General features: G+C 68.2%; 17 protein-coding genes. 14 read left to right on the top strand and 3 right to left on the bottom strand.

Annotated features, from left to right (window positions below; genetic code table 11):
• Window positions 1-49: 49 nt before the first annotated feature.
• Window positions 50-772, bottom strand: a complete 723-nt coding sequence (locus tag EV580_RS12830; RefSeq protein ID WP_133691553.1) for an SIMPL domain-containing protein — start codon at window positions 770-772, stop codon at window positions 50-52.
• Window positions 773-808: 36 nt separating this feature from the next.
• Between EV580_RS12830 and EV580_RS12825 the strand changes: the two genes are divergently transcribed.
• Entirely contained in the window at window positions 809-1,579 is a 771-nt protein-coding gene (locus EV580_RS12825) for an MBL fold metallo-hydrolase (RefSeq protein WP_133691552.1), read from the top strand.
• Here EV580_RS12825 and EV580_RS12820 read toward each other — a convergent pair.
• Window positions 1,576-2,463: an alpha/beta fold hydrolase gene (locus EV580_RS12820; RefSeq protein WP_166654685.1), complete on the bottom strand. Its 888-nt coding sequence runs from the start codon at window positions 2,461-2,463 to the stop codon at window positions 1,576-1,578. The genes EV580_RS12825 and EV580_RS12820 overlap by 4 nt on opposite strands.
• A gap of 174 nt (window positions 2,464-2,637) precedes the next feature.
• On the opposite strand from EV580_RS12820, the gene ftsH reads away from it, so the two are divergent.
• From ftsH to EV580_RS12765, 11 genes are all read left to right on the top strand, one after another.
• Window positions 2,638-4,953, top strand: a complete 2,316-nt coding sequence (ftsH, locus tag EV580_RS12815; RefSeq protein WP_133691551.1) for an ATP-dependent zinc metalloprotease FtsH — start codon at window positions 2,638-2,640, stop codon at window positions 4,951-4,953.
• A 17-nt stretch (window positions 4,954-4,970) separates the two neighbouring features.
• Window positions 4,971-5,573 carry a GTP cyclohydrolase I FolE gene (folE, locus tag EV580_RS12810; protein WP_133691550.1) on the top strand — a complete coding sequence of 201 codons (603 nt, stop codon included), beginning with the start codon at window positions 4,971-4,973 and terminating at the stop codon, window positions 5,571-5,573.
• Between the two features lie 20 nt (window positions 5,574-5,593).
• On the top strand, window positions 5,594-6,397 hold the full coding sequence (gene folP / locus EV580_RS12805) for a dihydropteroate synthase (RefSeq protein ID WP_221217693.1): 804 nt from the start codon (window positions 5,594-5,596) through the stop codon (window positions 6,395-6,397).
• The gene (gene folB, locus EV580_RS12800) at window positions 6,390-6,791 is read left to right on the top strand and encodes a dihydroneopterin aldolase (RefSeq protein WP_133691548.1); all 402 of its coding nucleotides are present in this window, start codon (window positions 6,390-6,392) and stop codon (window positions 6,789-6,791) included. Before folP ends, folB begins: the two co-directional genes overlap by 8 nt.
• On the top strand, window positions 6,788-7,309 hold the full coding sequence (gene folK / locus EV580_RS12795; protein WP_133691547.1) for a 2-amino-4-hydroxy-6-hydroxymethyldihydropteridine diphosphokinase: 522 nt from the start codon (window positions 6,788-6,790) through the stop codon (window positions 7,307-7,309). The genes folB and folK overlap by 4 nt, the downstream gene beginning before the upstream one ends.
• A complete protein-coding gene (locus EV580_RS12790; protein ID WP_133691546.1) occupies window positions 7,309-7,785 on the top strand; it encodes a DUF3180 domain-containing protein in 477 nt (158 codons plus the stop codon). Before folK ends, EV580_RS12790 begins: the two co-directional genes overlap by 1 nt.
• A 66-nt stretch (window positions 7,786-7,851) precedes the next feature.
• Window positions 7,852-9,144, top strand: coding sequence for a DUF6779 domain-containing protein (locus EV580_RS12785; RefSeq protein WP_133691545.1), 1,293 nt, complete (start codon window positions 7,852-7,854; stop codon window positions 9,142-9,144).
• Window positions 9,145-9,254: 110 nt separating this feature from the next.
• Entirely contained in the window at window positions 9,255-10,190 is a 936-nt protein-coding gene (locus EV580_RS12780; RefSeq protein WP_166654684.1) for a Rossmann-like and DUF2520 domain-containing protein, read from the top strand.
• Window positions 10,187-11,116, top strand: a complete 930-nt coding sequence (panC, locus tag EV580_RS12775) for a pantoate--beta-alanine ligase (protein ID WP_133691543.1) — start codon at window positions 10,187-10,189, stop codon at window positions 11,114-11,116. Before EV580_RS12780 ends, panC begins: the two co-directional genes overlap by 4 nt.
• Window positions 11,116-11,532 (top strand): aspartate 1-decarboxylase, encoded by a 417-nt coding sequence (panD, locus tag EV580_RS12770; RefSeq protein WP_133691542.1) that lies wholly within the window; start codon window positions 11,116-11,118, stop codon window positions 11,530-11,532. The genes panC and panD overlap by 1 nt, the downstream gene beginning before the upstream one ends.
• A 2-nt stretch (window positions 11,533-11,534) precedes the next feature.
• The gene (locus EV580_RS12765) at window positions 11,535-12,350 is read left to right on the top strand and encodes a type III pantothenate kinase (RefSeq protein WP_133691541.1); all 816 of its coding nucleotides are present in this window, start codon (window positions 11,535-11,537) and stop codon (window positions 12,348-12,350) included.
• On the opposite strand, the gene EV580_RS12760 is transcribed toward EV580_RS12765, so the two are convergent.
• Complete coding sequence (locus tag EV580_RS12760; protein ID WP_133691540.1) at window positions 12,347-13,627, bottom strand: alanine racemase; 1,281 nt, start codon at window positions 13,625-13,627, stop codon at window positions 12,347-12,349. The two genes, EV580_RS12765 and EV580_RS12760, sit on opposite strands and share 4 nt — an antisense overlap.
• Window positions 13,628-13,650: 23 nt before the next feature.
• Here EV580_RS12760 and lysS point away from each other — a divergent pair, with 23 nt between their 5' ends.
• Both lysS and lsr2 read left to right on the top strand, forming a co-directional pair.
• Window positions 13,651-15,171, top strand: a complete 1,521-nt coding sequence (gene lysS, locus EV580_RS12755; protein ID WP_133691539.1) for a lysine--tRNA ligase — start codon at window positions 13,651-13,653, stop codon at window positions 15,169-15,171.
• A 119-nt stretch (window positions 15,172-15,290) separates the two neighbouring features.
• Window positions 15,291-15,632, top strand: a complete 342-nt coding sequence (lsr2, locus tag EV580_RS12750; protein ID WP_005138822.1) for a histone-like nucleoid-structuring protein Lsr2 — start codon at window positions 15,291-15,293, stop codon at window positions 15,630-15,632.
• Window positions 15,633-15,897 lie beyond the last annotated feature (265 nt).

Here is a 15,897-nt window from a genome sequence, read left to right as displayed (position 1 = left end):
GGCGAAAGTGCAAGTAGATCAGGACATTTCGTCGATCTCGAACCAGTTGCTAGCTGAGCTCCCAGACCGCCGTCACCGAGAAGCTCACGGTCTGCTGGCCGGGCGAGAGCGGCACCGCACTGGCCATCGCACCGCGCGGCATCGGCATCGGCGGGGGAGGCGGCGGCGTGCCGCCGGGGGCCTCCGAGATCGAGATGACCTTGCCCAGCGACAATCCGGACAGGTCGGCGTACTGCGCAGCCCGCTGCTTGGCGTCGTTGAACGCCCGCGCCCTGGCGTCGGTGACCAGCTTGGAGTCGTCCTCGATGGAGTAGCTCACCGAGTTGATCCTGGTGGCGTCGCCGCCGGCGCTGACGACATTGGCCAGCACCTGCGATGCGGTGTCGAGCTTGCGGATTTTGATCTGCAGCGCGTTGCTGGCCCGGTAGCCGGTGATCACCGAGTTGTCGCTGTACTGCGGCTGCAGGCTGACCTGGGTGGTGCTGATGTCCTTGGGATCGATACCGCTGGCGTTCAGCGCGTTGAGCACCGAATTCTGGCGGTCGTTGGCCTGATTCATTGCGGTGGTGACGTCGTTGGCGGCCGCCTCGACGCTGACGTCGGCGGTCAGGGTGTCGGGCACGCCCTGCACCTCTCCGTTGCCGACGACGGTGACCTGTCGCGGATTGGCACCGACGGGCGCAGCGGGGGCGGCATCGCAGCCGGTGAGCACAGCGGCGGCCGTCCCCATCGCGGCCAGCGCAACAACGACACGACGTGCGGCGATCGGCATGCCTGACACCGTAGCGTGCAGCACTAGATTTTTGACATGTCGAACATTTTGCTCACCCATCTCGGCGGGCCCACCACATTGATCGAACTCGACGGGTGGCGGATCCTGACCGACCCGACGTTCGACGCTCCCGGCCGGCGCTACACGTTCGGCTGGGGCACCTCATCGGTTAAGGTCGCCGGTCCCGCACAACCGCCCGAGGTGGTCGGTCCGGTCGATGTGGTGCTGCTCAGTCACGACCAGCACGCCGACAATCTCGACGACGCCGGGCGCGCCCTGCTCGGGCAGGCCGGCACTGTCATCACCACTGTGCCCGCCGCGCGCCGGCTGTCCGCGCCCAACGTCCGGGGTCTGGCCGACTGGGAGTCGACGACCCTCGATGCGCCGGGGCGCACGCCACTGACCGTCACCGCCACCCCGGGCAGGCACGGACCGAAATTCAGCAGGCCGATCGCGGGCAAGGTCAATGGCTTTGCGCTGCACCGCAATCGGGAGGACACCGCGGCGCTGTGGATGTCGGGGGACACCGTGCTCTACGACGGTTTGCGCGAGGTCGCCAAGCGGATACCGGTCGACGTCGCACTACTGCATCTGGGCGGGGTCCGGTTCGGGTTCACCGGGCCGGTGCGGTTCACGATGACCGCACGCGACGGCGCCGAGCTGATCCGGCTGATGCGCCCGCGGGTCACCGTGCCCGTGCACTACGAGGGTTGGACTCACTTCCGTGATCCGGAAAGCGATGCACGCCAGACACTTTCGGCGTCCAACATTCGCTGGCTCGCGCCGGGGGAGCGCACCGAGCTTTAGGAATCCACCTCGCGCAGGAACTCCAGCAGAATCCGGTTCACCTCGTCGGGACGCTCCTGCTGCACCCAGTGCCCGGCACCCTCGATCCACATCTCGGTGTACGGGCCTGCGACCACCTCGCGGGCCCGGGCCGGGTTCATCGTCGGCGCGATCGGGTCGGCCGTCCCGCCGACGAACAACGACGGGACCGTGATGCGCGCCTCGGTCAGCTGGGGAGTCGACTCCCAGTTGCGGTCGTAGTTCCGGTACCAGTTGAGTGCGCCGGTGAAACCGGTCCTGCTGAATTCGGTCACGTAGTGGTCGAACTCGTCGTCGGTGATCCAGCCGGGCGGTGCGGCCGGCGTCAGATCGTTGAACATCCCGCGCATGGTGGTTGTCACGTCGGCGGCCATCTCGGCATCGGCCTTGCCGGGTTCTTGGAAGCGCAGCATGTAGAAGTCCTCACCGAACTTCTCCCGCCACCGCTGCGTGGGGCGGGTTCGGGCGCGGGGGATCGGCGGGACGGACAGGCCGGCGACGGCCCGGACCCGGTCCGGATGCAGCAGCGCGGTATGCCACACCACCATCGCACCCCAGTCGTGGCCGATGAACACCGCTTGTTCGGCACCGACGTGATCGAGCAGCGCGACCAGATCGCCGGTCAGCGCATGGATGTCATAGGCCTCGACGGCCTCGGGTGCCGACGATCCGCCGTAGCCGCGCTGATCGGGCGCGAGCACGTGATAGCCGGCCGCGGCCAGTGCCGGAATCTGATGTCGCCACGAATAGGCGAGTTCGGGAAAACCGTGCGCCAGGATCACCACCGGGGCGCCGGGATCGCCTGCTTGCAGCACCCGCAGCCGAACTCCGTCGCCGTCAACTAACTGTTCGGTTGGAGCGAGCACCGTGCCAGCCAAGCACAGCTTCATTCCGCCCGAAAGGGCCGATTCGGCGCACAGCGAACACCGATCAATGGTGGGCGGAAACCCTGGGGGCACTTGCCGACGTTGGTCTAGCGGTAGCCTGAACTATCCCAGCTGCGCATATCGGAAGGACCGGGCCGTAACGGCCGATGCTTGATGAACCGCAAAAACGTGATCCGCACACTCACGGTGATCGCCGTCGTGCTGCTGCTCGGCTGGTCGTTCTTCTATTTCAGTGACGACACCCGGGGCTACAAACCCATCGACACGTCGGTCGCGATGGCGCAGATCAACAAAGACAACGTCAACAGCGCGCAGATCGACGACCGGGAACAACAGCTGCGCCTCGAGCTCAAGAACGGCAACGGCGACACCGAGAACTCGAACAAGGTCATCACCAAGTACCCGACCGGGTACGCGGTCGACCTGTTCAACGCCCTGAGCGCCAAGAACATCAAGACCAACACCACCGTGAACCAGGGCAGCATCCTGGGCTCGCTGTTGGTCTACATGCTGCCGCTGCTGCTGCTCGTCGGTTTGTTCGTGCTGTTCTCCCGCATGCAGACCGGCGGCCGGATGGGCTTCGGCTTCGGCAAGTCGCGCGCCAAACAGCTCTCCAAGGACATGCCGAAGACCACCTTCGCCGACGTTGCCGGCGTCGACGAAGCGGTCGAAGAGCTGTACGAGATCAAGGACTTCCTGCAGAACCCGTCGCGGTATCAGGCGCTGGGCGCCAAGATCCCGAAGGGCGTTCTGCTCTACGGGCCGCCCGGCACCGGTAAGACGCTGCTGGCCCGTGCGGTCGCCGGTGAGGCCGGAGTTCCGTTCTTCACGATTTCGGGTTCAGACTTCGTCGAGATGTTCGTCGGCGTCGGTGCCTCCCGCGTGCGCGACCTGTTCGAGCAGGCCAAGCAGAACAGCCCGTGCATCATCTTCGTCGACGAGATCGACGCCGTCGGCCGCCAGCGCGGCGCCGGCCTCGGTGGTGGTCACGACGAGCGCGAGCAGACCCTGAACCAGTTGCTCGTCGAGATGGACGGCTTCGGCGACCGCCAGGGCGTCATCCTGATCGCGGCCACCAACCGGCCCGACATCCTCGACCCCGCGCTGCTGCGCCCCGGCCGCTTCGACCGCCAGATCCCGGTCACCAGCCCCGACCTCGCCGGCCGCAAGGCCGTGCTGCGGGTGCACTCCGCCGGTAAGCCGATGGCCCCCGACGCCGACCTCGACGGTCTGGCCAAGCGCACCGTCGGCATGTCCGGCGCCGACCTGGCCAACGTCATCAACGAGGCCGCGCTGCTGACCGCCCGCGAGAACGGCACCGTCATCACCGGCGCCGCGCTCGAAGAGGCGGTCGACCGGGTGATCGGCGGTCCCCGCCGCAAGGGCCGCGTGATCAGCGAGCTGGAGAAGAAGATCACCGCCTACCACGAGGGTGGCCACACCCTGGCGGCGTGGGCGATGCCCGACATCGAGCCGATCTACAAGGTGACGATCCTGGCCCGCGGCCGCACCGGCGGCCACGCCGTGTCGGTGCCCGAGGACGACAAGGGCCTGATGACCCGCTCGGAGATGATCGCCCGCCTGGTGTTCGCGATGGGCGGCCGCGCCGCCGAGGAATTGGTGTTCCGCGAGCCCACCACGGGCGCGGTGTCCGATATCGACCAGGCCACCAAGATCGCCCGCGCGATGGTCACCGAGTACGGCATGAGCGCCAAGCTGGGTGCGGTCAAGTACGGCACCGAGCACGGCGATCCGTTCCTGGGCCGCACGATGGGCACCCAGTCGGACTACAGCCACGAGGTTGCCCGCGATATCGACGACGAGGTCCGCAAGCTGATCGAGGCCGCCCACACCGAGGCGTGGGCGATCCTCACCGAGTACCGCGATGTGCTCGACACCCTGGCCGGTGAGCTCCTGGAGAAGGAGACACTGCACCGCAAGGAGCTCGAAGCCATCTTCGGCGACGTGAAGAAGCGGCCCCGCCTGACGGTGTTCGACGACTTCGGCGGGCGCATCCCCTCCGACAAGCCGCCGATCAAGACCCCGGGTGAGCTCGCCATCGAACGCGGTGAGCCGTGGCCCAAGCCGATGCCGGAACCGGCCTTCAAGAAGGCCATCGCCCAGGCCAGTGCGCAGGCACAGGCCGCCAACGGCGGCAACGGCAACGGCGCGCACACCAGCCCGCAGCCTGCCGCCCAGCCCGGCTCGACCCAGCCCGACTACGGGGCGCCCGCCGGCTGGCATGCTCCCGGCTGGCCGCCGCCGGGGCAACACCCGCAGGGTCCGCCGCCGCAGGGTGGTTACTGGTACCCGCCGCCGCAGGGGTGGGCACCGCCGGGCCCCCAGCAGGGCCAGCCCTATCCGCCCTATCAGCCGCAACCCGCACCGCGTCACGCGAGCCCTTCTCATGGGCCGCAACACGATTCGGGTGACGATAATGGCCGGTCGAAGGCACCGGACAACGGTTGATGACGAACGGAGCTTCGATGCCGCAGCCGAATTCGGTCACGTTGGACGCCCCGGTGTTCGATCAACCGCGGGCCGAAGCGGCCGTTCGTGAGTTGCTGATCGCGGTCGGAGAAGACCCCGACCGGCAAGGTCTGATGGACACCCCGGCGCGCGTCGCGCGGGCGTTCCAGGAGATGTTCGCCGGCCTGTACACCGATCCGGATGCGGTGCTGGAGACCACCTTTGACGAGCAGCACGATGAGCTCGTTCTGGTCAAGCAGATCCCGATGTATTCGACCTGCGAGCACCACCTCGTGGCGTTCCACGGCGTTGCGCACGTCGGTTACATCCCCGGCGAGGACGGCCGGGTGACCGGGCTGTCGAAGCTGGCCCGGGTGGTCGACCTGTACGCCAAGCGTCCGCAGGTGCAGGAGCGCCTGACGGGACAGATCGCCGACGCGATCATGCGCAAGCTCAAGCCGCGGGGCGTCATCGTCGTCGTGGAAGCCGAGCACCTGTGCATGGCGATGCGCGGTGTGCGCAAGCCTGGGGCCATCACCACGACGTCGGCGGTACGCGGACAGTTCAAGACCGACAAGGCATCCCGGGCTGAAGCACTGGAACTCATACTGCGCAAGTGAACGCCACTGGTGTGCAGGTGATGGGAGTCGTCAACGTCACCGATGACTCCTTCTCCGATGGCGGCCGCTATCTCGATCCGGCCCGCGCCGTGGAACAGGGACTGGCCCTGGCTGCCCAGGGTGCGGCCATCGTCGACGTGGGCGGTGAGTCCACTCGTCCGGGAGCGGTGCGCATCGACGCAGCGGTCGAGGCCGCACGCGTCGTCCCTGTCATCAAAGAGCTTGCGGCCCAAGGCATCACCGTGAGTATCGACACCATGCACGCGGCCGTCGCGGCCGCCGCGCTGGACAACGGCGCGAGCATCGTCAACGACGTCTCCGGCGGCAAGGCCGATCCGGACATGGCCCCGCTGATGGCCGAGGCCAAGGTGCCGTGGGTGCTGATGCACTGGCGCTCGGTGCGTGCCGAGCAGCCCCACGAGGTGCCGGACTACGTCGACGTGGTCGCCGAGGTGCGCGACGAGTTGCTGGCCGGTGTCGACTCCGCCATCGCCGCCGGCGTGGACCACGAGAACCTGATCATCGATCCGGGGCTCGGTTTCGCCAAGACCGCACAACACAATTGGGCCCTGCTGCACGCGTTGCCCGAATTCGTCGCGACCGGTATCCCGGTACTCGTCGGGGCGAGCCGCAAGCGATTCCTCGGTGCTCTGCTCGCGGACGCCGACGGGACCATTCGCCCGCCCGACGGTCGGGAGACCGCTACCGCCGTCATCTCGGCGCTGGCCGCCCGAGGCGGCGCCTGGGGTGTCCGGGTGCACGACGTGCAGGCCAGCGTGGACGCGCTGAAGGTCGTACAAGCCTGGGAGGCCACCGGTGGCTGATCGCATCGAACTGCGCGGGCTCACCGTCCGCGGCAATCACGGGGTGTTCGACCACGAGCGCCGCGACGGGCAGGACTTCGTCATCGACATCACGGTGTGGATCGACCTGGCCGCGGCCGCCGCCAGTGACGACCTCGCTGACACCTACGACTACGGCACGCTGGCCCAGCGCGCCGCCGCCATCGTCGGCGGGCCCGCGCGCAACCTGATCGAGGCGGTTGCCGCCGAGATCGCCGAGGACGTGATGACCGACCAGCGGGTGCATGCCGTCGAGGTGGTCGTACACAAGCCCGACGCGCCAATCCCGTTGGCGTTCAAAGATGTTGCGGTGGTCGCCCGCCGGTCCCGGCGGGGCGGACGGGGCCAGATCGTCCCACTCGGAGGTAGTGCATGACGCGCGTGGTGCTGTCCATCGGCTCCAATCTCGGTGACCGCATGGCCCGGCTGCAGGCCGCCGTCGATGGTCTGGGCGGTTCGGTTCGCGCGCTGTCGCCGGTGTACGAGACCGACGCGTGGGGCGGCGTCGAGCAGGGCCCGTTCCTCAACGCGATCGTGGTCGCCGACGACGACGGGGCCGACGGCCACGAATGGCTGCGCCGCGCGCAGGCTCTGGAGAACGCCAATGGCCGTGTCCGCGAGCAGAAGTGGGGACCGCGCACCCTCGACGTGGATCTCGTCACCTGCCATGACGGCGACACCGAGGTGTTCTCTCGCGATGAAGGTCTGACGCTGCCGCATCCGCTGGCCCACCTGCGTGCGTTCGTGATGGTGCCCTGGCTGGCCGTCGACCCCGACGCCGACATCACCGTGGCCGGCGAATCCCAGCGTGTCGACCGGCTGCTGACCGAACTCGATCCGGTCGACCGTGACGGTGTCCGGCTGACCGGCCTGGTGCTGCGGTTGGACGCCTGATGGGGCCGACCCGCAAACGCGACCTCACCGCCGCGGTCGTCGGCGTCGCGATCCTGGCCTACCTGCTGGTGCACATCCTGTACCACTACTTCCCGCCGATCACGGCGTGGACCGGGCTGTCCCTGCTGGCTGTCGCCGCGCTCGAGGCCGCCTGGGCGGTGTCGGTGCGGACCAAGATCCGCGAGGGCCAGATCGGCGTCGGCGGCGGACGGCTGCACCCGCTGACCGTCGCGCGCAGCGTGGTGGTCGCCAAGGCGTCGGCATGGGTCGGCGCGCTGATGCTGGGGTGGTGGATCGGCGTGCTGGTGTACCTGTTGCCGCGCCGCACCGAGCTGCGGGTGGCGGGGGCGGACACCCCGGGTGCGGTCATCGCCGCCGTGAGCGCTCTGGCGTTGGTGGCCGCGGGCCTGTGGCTGCAGCATTGCTGCAAGTCGCCCGGCGACCCGACCGACGACCCCGACGCCGGCTCCAACTAGCTCCAGCAGGCGAATCGCCGCAGCTCGACGACACGCGGACGGACATCGCGCGGGTACAGTCAGCCCATGACCGTTCTGTCCCGCGGCGCCAAGAATCGGCGCGGCGGCCGCAGGCCGGGTTGGCTGCTCTTGACGGTGTTGCTGGTCCTTGCCATTGCGGCCAGTTGCGCATTGGTCTTCACCAACCGCCCCGAGTTGCTGAAGCTGGCGGTCATTCTGTCTGTTTGGGCCGCGGTGATCGGGGCCTTCGTGTCCGTCATGTATCGCAGGCAGAGCGATATCGACGCCGCCCGAGCTCGCGACCTGAAACTGGTCTACGACCTGCAGCTCGACCGTGAGATCTCGGCCCGCCGTGAATACGAGCTGAGCGTCGAATCGCATCTGCGCCGTGAGCTGGCCAACGAGATTCGCGCACAGGCCGCCGACGAGGTGGCCGCCCTGCGCACGGAGTTGGCCGCGTTGCGGGCCAACCTGGAGGTCCTGTTCGACGCCGACCTCGGCGACCGGCCCGCTCTCGAGGGTGATCGCGCGGCCGACTGGACCCGCGACACGACGACCATGCCGCCGGTGCCCGGGCGTGTCGAGAGCAGCCGGATCACCCCGCCGCGGGCCGAGGACACCGGAAGCCGTCCGGTCACCGCGGAGAATCCGATCATCGACGTCCCCGAGGAACCGCTCGTCGCGTCGCCGCCGCCGCAGCCCGACGCCCCGCGCCGTCGTCGCCGTGCGGAGCCCGAGCCTGTGCCGGGAGGTACGCACCGGCGGCCTTCGGAAAACGGTGAACCGATCGCGCCACCGGCCGAACGGCCGTTCGCGCCACCACCACCGCAGCCACGTCCGGAACCGCAGTCCGACGTCGCGGCCGCTGCCGCCGCCCTGGCGGCGGAGCCGCCGGTGCAGCGCACCGCTTCCGAGGCGCCGGAATGGCGCCCGGTCCAGGCCGACGGTCATTGGCTGCCACCGGGCGCACCGGGCAGCAACTGGGTGGCGAACTCCGACAGCGGAATCGTCGTGCCTTCGGCCGCCACCGCGCCGGCCGCCGCCGAGGAGTCGCCGCGCGGCAGGCATTGGACCCCGCCGCAGGAGGCGCCGGCCCCCGAACCGGAACCGCAACCCGAGCCCCAGCCCGTCGCCCCGCGCGCCCGCCATTCGGTCGGGGGCACCGGCTACGGCCAACAGGCCGCGGAGACGCCACCACCGCCGGCCCGGCATCGCGATGCCGGTGAGGAAGAGCCGCGATCCAGGGCCGCCCGGGACGGCTCGCAGACCGGCGGCCAGTCCGTCGCCGACCTGCTGGCCCGGCTACAGGCCAACGGCAACAGCGGTGGCGGCGGTCGCCGCCGTCGGCGTGAGGACTGACACACCTGGTCAGAGCCCGGCTGCGGCCGGGTTAGTCTTGTCGGGACCGTCCGGTACCTGACTCAGGACTGGAACGAACACACTCATTGACGTCAGCGAGGTCGTCTACGGTGGGGACCCCCAGCGGCTTGCGCCCGGCCCGGCTCAAGGTCGGCATCGTCTCGGCCGGCCGCGTCGGCACCGCGCTCGGTGTCGCGCTTGAGCGCGCCGAGCATGTCGTGGTGGCCTGCAGCGCGATCTCGACGACCTCGCGGCGCCTGGCCGAGCGACGGCTGCCCGATACCGAGATCCTGCCGGTGCCCGACGTCGCCGACCGGGCCGAGCTGCTGCTGTTGACCGTGCCCGATTCCGAATTGCCCGGCTTGGTCAACGGCCTGGCGGCCACCGGTGCGGTGCACCGCGGAACGATCGTGGTGCACACCTCCGGCGCCAACGGGGTCGGCATCCTGACGCCGCTGGCCGAGCAGGGCTGCGTCCCGTTGGCCATTCACCCGGCGATGACGTTCACCGGCGCCGACGAGGACATCGTCCGGCTGGCCGACAGCTGTTTCGGGGTCACCGCGGCCGACGAGATCGGCTACGCGATTGCCCAGTCGCTGGTCCTGGAGATCGGCGGCGAGCCGTTCGGGGTGCGCGAAGATTCGCGAACGCTTTATCACGCGGCTTTGGCCCACGCGAGCAACCACCTCGTCACGGTGCTGGCCGACGCCCTGGACGCGTTGCGCGCCTCGCTGTCCGGGCAGGAGCTGCTCGGACAAGAACTCGTGGTCGACGCTCCCGGTGGTCTGGCCGAACGAATCATCGGTCCGTTGGCCCGTGCCGCGCTGGAGAACACCTTGCAGCGCGGCCAGGCGGCGCTGACCGGACCGGTGGCGCGTGGCGATGCCGCCGCCGTCGCCGGTCACCTCGCCGCCCTCGATCACGTGGATTCCGAACTAGCACAAGCCTATTGCGCGAACTCGCTGCGTACCGCCCAGCGTGCGCATGCTCCCGAGGAGGTTGTTGAGGTGTTGACCAACTGGTCAGGGCAAGGACCGCGACGATGACCCCGGGCCCGCAATTCACCGCCGGAACGCTCAATGTGTACTCGGCCCCCGCGGCGGTTTCCGACGTCACCCGCGCGCTGCGGCACACCGGGCGTCGGGTGATGCTGGTGCCGACGATGGGTGCATTGCACGACGGCCACCTGACGCTGGTGCGGTCCGCCAAGCGGGTGCCCGGCGCGGTGGTCGTGGTGTCGATCTTCGTGAATCCCTTGCAGTTCGGGCCCAGCGAGGATCTCGACGCCTACCCGCGCACGCTGGACTCCGATCTCGACCTGTTGCGCGCCGAAGGTGTCGAGGTGGTGTTCACACCCAACGTGTCGGCGATGTACCCCGACGGCCCGCGCACCACGGTGCACCCGGGACCGCTGGGAGCCCAGCTCGAAGGTGCTTCGCGGCCAGGGCATTTCGCCGGCATGTTGACCGTCGTCCTGAAGCTGCTGCAGATCGTGCGGCCGGACCGGGCGTTCTTCGGCGAAAAGGACTACCAGCAGCTGGCGCTGATCCGGCAGATGGTCGACGACCTCAACGTCGACGTACGTGTCGTCGGGGTGCCCATCGTGCGGGAATCCGACGGCCTGGCCATGTCGTCGCGCAACCGCTACCTCACGCCCGAGGAACGCGAACAGGCAGGCGCACTGTCGGCGGCGCTGCTGGCCGGAATGTACGGTGCGGCAGGCGGAGCCGACGCGGCGCTGGACGCGGCCCGTGCGGTCCTCGACGAGGTGCCCGCCTTCGAGGTCGACTATCTGGAAGTGCGCGGCCCGAAACTGGAGCCCGCCCCCGCCTACGGCCCGGCCCGGCTGCTGGTCGCCGCCCGGCTCGGCGCCACCAGGCTGCTGGACAACATCGCCATCGACCTGTCCACCGACACCGCCCCGCCCGGCGGCCGCAACGGTGAGCACAACGAAATCACTTGGAGGAACTGATGTTCCGAACGATGCTGAAGTCCAAGATCCACCGCGCCACGGTGACGCATGCCGACCTGCACTACGTGGGATCGGTGACCGTGGATGCCGACCTGATGGACGCCGCCGACCTGCTCGAGGGTGAGCAGGTGACGATCGTCGACATCGACAACGGTGCGCGGCTGGAAACCTACGTGATCACCGGGCAGCGTGGCACCGGAGTAATCGGAATCAACGGTGCGGCAGCCCATCTGGTCCATCCAGGCGATCTGGTCATCCTGATCGCCTACGGCGTGATGGAGGATGCCGAGGCGCGGGCCTATCGGCCGCGCGTGGTGTTCGTCGACGCCGACAACCGGCAGATCGACCTCGGTGACGACCCGGCGTATGTGCCCGATGACGTGACCGATCTGCTGTCGCCCCGGACGGTGGGTTAGCCGTGCTGCTGGCCATCGATGTCCGCAACACCCACACCGTCGTCGGGTTGATCTCCGGATCCGGAGATCATGCGAAAGTGACGCAGCAGTGGCGGATTCGCACGGAGCCCGAGGTGACTGCCGACGAGCTTGCGCTCACCATCGAGGGACTGATCGGCGACGACTCCGAGCGCCTCACCGGCGCTACCGGGCTGTCCACCGTCCCCTCGGTCATGCACGAGGTGCGGGTCATGCTCGACCAGTACTGGGCAGGGGTGCCGCACGTTCTCATCGAGCCCGGGGTGCGCACCGGGATCCCGCTGCTCGTCGACAATCCCAAAGAGGTCGGCGCCGACCGGATCGTCAACTGCTTGGCCGCCTACGCCAAGTTCTCCTCCGCCGCGATCGTGGTGGATTTCGGCTCGTCGATCTGCGTCGACGTGGTATCGGCCAAGGGTGAATTCCTCGGCGGGGCAATCGCTCCCGGCGTTCAGGTGTCCTCGGATGCGGCAGCCGCGCGATCGGCGGCCTTGCGGCGCGTCGAACTCACCAGGCCGCGGTCGGTGGTCGGCAAGAACACCGTGGAATGCATGCAGGCCGGGGCGCTGTTCGGATTCGCCGGCCTGGTGGACGGATTGGTGAATCGGATCCGCGAGGACGTCGACGGCTTCGCCGGTTCCGATGTCGCGGTGGTGGCCACCGGTCATTCAGCTCCGCTGATGCTGCCCGATCTGCACACCGTGCAGCACTACGACCAGCACCTCACCCTCGACGGGCTGCGAATGGTGTTCGAACGCAACCGGGACAACCAGCGCGGCCGGATCAAATCGGCGCGCTAGAAAAAGGTCCGCACCAATTCGGTCACCTGGCCGTGCTCCTCGAGCACCGGGATCAGCTGCCACTTGTCGAACACCGTGCACGGGTGCGACACCCCGAACGAAATCCAGCTGCCGACCTCCACGACCTCTTCGGCGGCCGGCGACAGCGACAGGAACGCGTGCTGGTCGTTGAGCTTGACCACCCGGCAGTCCGTCAGCGCGCCGTCCACCCAGCCTGATCCATCCCGAAGTCGTTGCGGGACAGGCAAATCCTGATCGAACGACACATCGCGGCGGCCCATCGTCAGCAATGCCAGACCGGGCTCGGGCCGCGAGCACACCTGCGCCCACACGGCCATCGCCGCGACGAACCCGCCGGGCGCAGCCCCCGGCCTGGTCAGCGGCGAGGTCCGCAGGTACAGCCCGTCGTCGTTGGTCAGATACGCACCGCTGCGCAGGATCGTGCGCCACGGTCCTGTCAGCACCTGTGCCACCAGATCGAAATGCGTACTGCCACCGGCTGTTACGATCACTTCGGGCGCCTCACAGCGCGGGGCGAGCCGGGCGGCGACCGCCCGCACCCACGTCAGGTACTCGCGCACCGGCGCCGCGCCGGCCTCCGAGACGTCGTGGCCGAGGGCGGCCTCATAGCCGGCCACCCCGACCAGCCGAAGCCGCGGACTGGCCAGCGCCGCCGTGGCGACCGCGTCGGCGGTGGCGTCGTCGCGGCAGCCGGTGCGCGTTCCCGTCGCGCCGAGCTCGACGCAGACGTCGACGGGCCGGCGGGCCGAGGCGGCCTGCAGCGCGGAAGTCATCAGCTCGACCCCGCGAACCGAGTCCACCCAGCAGATCAGCCGGAAATCGGCGTCGTCGTCGAGTTCGGCTGCCAGCCAGGCCAGCCCCGCGGCGTCGACCAGTTCGTTGGCCAGCACCACCTCGCGCACCCCGAATGCCCGGTACGTCCGCACCTGACTGATCGTGGCCGCCGTCACCGCGCACGCGCCGGCCTCGAACTGGCGGGCCAGTAACTGCGGAGACATATGCGTCTTGCCATGCGGTGCCAGCTCGACACCGTGCCGCGAGCACCAGTCGGCCATCGTGGCCAGGTTGTGGCTCAGCGCCTGCTCGGACAGGACACACACCGGTCCCAGCGGCCCGGCGTCGAACAGATCGGGCGCGGCGGCGCAGATTTCTGTGGCGGTCAGGCCCGCCCACGCGGCAGGCAACCCCTTGTATCGCAAGTCCACCCGCTCGTCGGCCAGGGCTGCCACCGCGGCCGCGTTTATGAGGGACTTCATGACCTCATTTAAGCTGGCACGTCGTGAGCTCTGCAGATACTCCGGATACCGACCACGCGGGCCCAGACGTCCCCGAACAGTTCCGGATCCGCCAGGGCAAGCGCGAGGCCCTGCTGGCCGACGGAAAAGATCCGTACCCCGTCTCGGTGCCGCGCACCCATTCGCTGGCGCAGATCCGCGCCGGCTACCCCGACCTGGCCGCCGACACCACCACCGGCGACCTCGTCGGCGTCGCTGGCCGGGTGGTCTTCGCCAGGAATTCGGGCAAGCTGTGCTTCGCCACGCTGCAGGAAGGCGACGGCACCCAGCTGCAGGCCATGATCAGCCTGGCCGGTGTGGGCGAAGAAGCGCTGGAAGCCTGGAAGGCCGAGGTCGACCTCGGCGACATCGTGTTCGTGCACGGCGAGGTGATCAGCTCACGCCGCGGCGAGCTCTCGGTTCTGGCCGACTCCTGGCAAATGGCCAGCAAGGCGTTGCGCCCGCTGCCCGTCGCCCATAAGGAGATGAGCGAGGAATCCCGGGTCCGGCAGCGCTACGTCGACCTCATCGTGCGTCCGCAGGCCCGTGAGGTGGCCCGCCAGCGCATCGCCGTCGTGCGCGCGGTTCGCCATGCGCTGGAGCGCCGCGACTTCCTCGAGGTCGAGACCCCGATGCTGCAGACGCTGGCCGGCGGGGCGGCGGCCCGGCCGTTCGTCACCCATTCCAATGCCCTCGACGCGGACCTGTACCTGCGGATCGCTCCGGAGTTGTTCCTCAAGCGCTGCGTCGTCGGCGGGCTGGAGAAGGTTTTCGAGCTGAATCGGAACTTCCGAAACGAAGGTGCGGATTCCACACATTCACCGGAATTCTCGATGCTCGAGACTTATCAGGCTTGGGGAACGTATGACGATTCGGCGATCGTCACGCGCGACGTTATTCAAGAAGTGGCGGATGAGGCTATCGGGACTCGGCAAGTGCCATTGCCGGACGGGACTATCTATGACATCGACGGTGAATGGCCGTCGATTCAAATGTACCCGTCGTTGTCCGAAGCTCTCGGTGAAGAGATCACCCCCGACACATCGTTGGAATACCTACTCGCTATTGCCGACCGTCTCGACATCGAGATCCCGCGGGATCGCGGCTACGGGCACGGCAAGCTCATCGAAGAACTGTGGGAGCACACCGTCGGCGACCACTTGTGGGCCCCGACATTTGTCAAGGATTTCCCGGTCGAGACCACACCGCTGACCCGGCAGCATCGCAGTATTCCTGGCGTGACCGAGAAGTGGGATCTGTACGCGCGCGGAATGGAGTTGGCGACGGGCTACTCCGAACTCGTCGATCCGATTGTTCAGCGCGAACGCTTCGAGGCCCAGGCCAGGGCGGCGGCCGCCGGCGATGACGAGGCGATGGCACTCGACGAGGATTTCCTGGCGGCGATGGAGTATGCGATGCCGCCGACCACCGGAACCGGAATGGGTATCGATCGCCTGTTGATGGTTCTCACCGGCTTGTCAATTAGGGAAACGGTTTTGTTCCCGATTGTTCGCCGGCATGGCTGAAGTGCACCGATCCAAAGCTTGTTGAATGCCGTGTGCCAATGTGGCAGATTGGTGGCACAGTGTTTGAAGACGCCCAACTAGCGGCTGTTGTGGCGCAGGATTAAGGATTCAGTGAGGCAATGGCCAAGAAAGTAACCGTCACTCTCGTCGATGATTTCGACGGGGCAGGCGCCGCCGATGAAACGGTCGAATTCGCGCTCGACGGTGTGAGCTATGAGATCGATCTTTCTTCGAAGAATGCTCAGAAACTCCGCAACGATCTCAAGCAGTGGGTCGAGGCCAGCCGCCGTGTCGGTGGCCGCCGCCGGGGCCGCTCGGGTCCGGCCGGCCGAGGTCGTGCTGCCATCGACCGGGAGCAGAGCGCCGCGATCCGCGACTGGGCTCGCCGCAACGGTCACAAGGTGTCGACCAGGGGACGCATCCCGGCCGACATCATCGACGCCTTCCACGCCGCCACCTAGATCCGGACGGGCCGCCAGCGCCCTCTCTCCGGCAAATCCGCCCATCGCGCCCATTTCGGGCGCCGGCGGAGTTCGCTTGCGGCGAAGTGGCCGTCGGCCATTACTGGAAACGTTTCGGCGCCTAGCTGCGTTGGTGTGCTAGGTCCGCACCGCTAGGGACGCGGTATGGGTGGGCAAGGGAGGACGCCTCCCGGGGCCTCCCATTAGAGTGGACGGCAGGTACGTGGTGACTACCGCTGTACCTAATCGTGATGGAGAGCAGGTA

It is taken from the genome of Mycobacterium sp. BK086, from assembly GCA_004362315.1.
Lineage (GTDB): Bacteria > Actinomycetota > Actinomycetes > Mycobacteriales > Mycobacteriaceae > Mycobacterium.
The sequence above is the reverse complement of the archived record's forward strand: the minus strand, read 5'-3'. Positions and strand labels throughout refer to the sequence as shown.

What these genes read in the sequence shown, in the direction of transcription:
- folK (WP_133691547.1), top strand. Translation starts at nt 6,788, where the DNA reads ATGACGCGCGTGGTGCTGTCCATCGGCTCCAATCTCGGTGACCGCATG.
- EV580_RS12785 (WP_133691545.1), top strand. Translation starts at nt 7,852, where the DNA reads ATGACCGTTCTGTCCCGCGGCGCCAAGAATCGGCGCGGCGGCCGCAGG.
- EV580_RS12760 (WP_133691540.1), bottom strand. Translation starts at nt 13,627, where the DNA reads ATGAAGTCCCTCATAAACGCGGCCGCGGTGGCAGCCCTGGCCGACGAG.
- EV580_RS12830 (WP_133691553.1), bottom strand. Translation starts at nt 772, where the DNA reads ATGCCGATCGCCGCACGTCGTGTCGTTGTTGCGCTGGCCGCGATGGGG.
- EV580_RS12790 (WP_133691546.1), top strand. Translation starts at nt 7,309, where the DNA reads ATGGGGCCGACCCGCAAACGCGACCTCACCGCCGCGGTCGTCGGCGTC.
- folP (WP_221217693.1), top strand. Translation starts at nt 5,594, where the DNA reads ATGGGAGTCGTCAACGTCACCGATGACTCCTTCTCCGATGGCGGCCGC.
- lsr2 (WP_005138822.1), top strand. Translation starts at nt 15,291, where the DNA reads ATGGCCAAGAAAGTAACCGTCACTCTCGTCGATGATTTCGACGGGGCA.
- panC (WP_133691543.1), top strand. Translation starts at nt 10,187, where the DNA reads ATGACCCCGGGCCCGCAATTCACCGCCGGAACGCTCAATGTGTACTCG.
- EV580_RS12825 (WP_133691552.1), top strand. Translation starts at nt 809, where the DNA reads ATGTCGAACATTTTGCTCACCCATCTCGGCGGGCCCACCACATTGATC.
- ftsH (WP_133691551.1), top strand. Translation starts at nt 2,638, where the DNA reads ATGAACCGCAAAAACGTGATCCGCACACTCACGGTGATCGCCGTCGTG.
- folE (WP_133691550.1), top strand. Translation starts at nt 4,971, where the DNA reads ATGCCGCAGCCGAATTCGGTCACGTTGGACGCCCCGGTGTTCGATCAA.
- panD (WP_133691542.1), top strand. Translation starts at nt 11,116, where the DNA reads ATGTTCCGAACGATGCTGAAGTCCAAGATCCACCGCGCCACGGTGACG.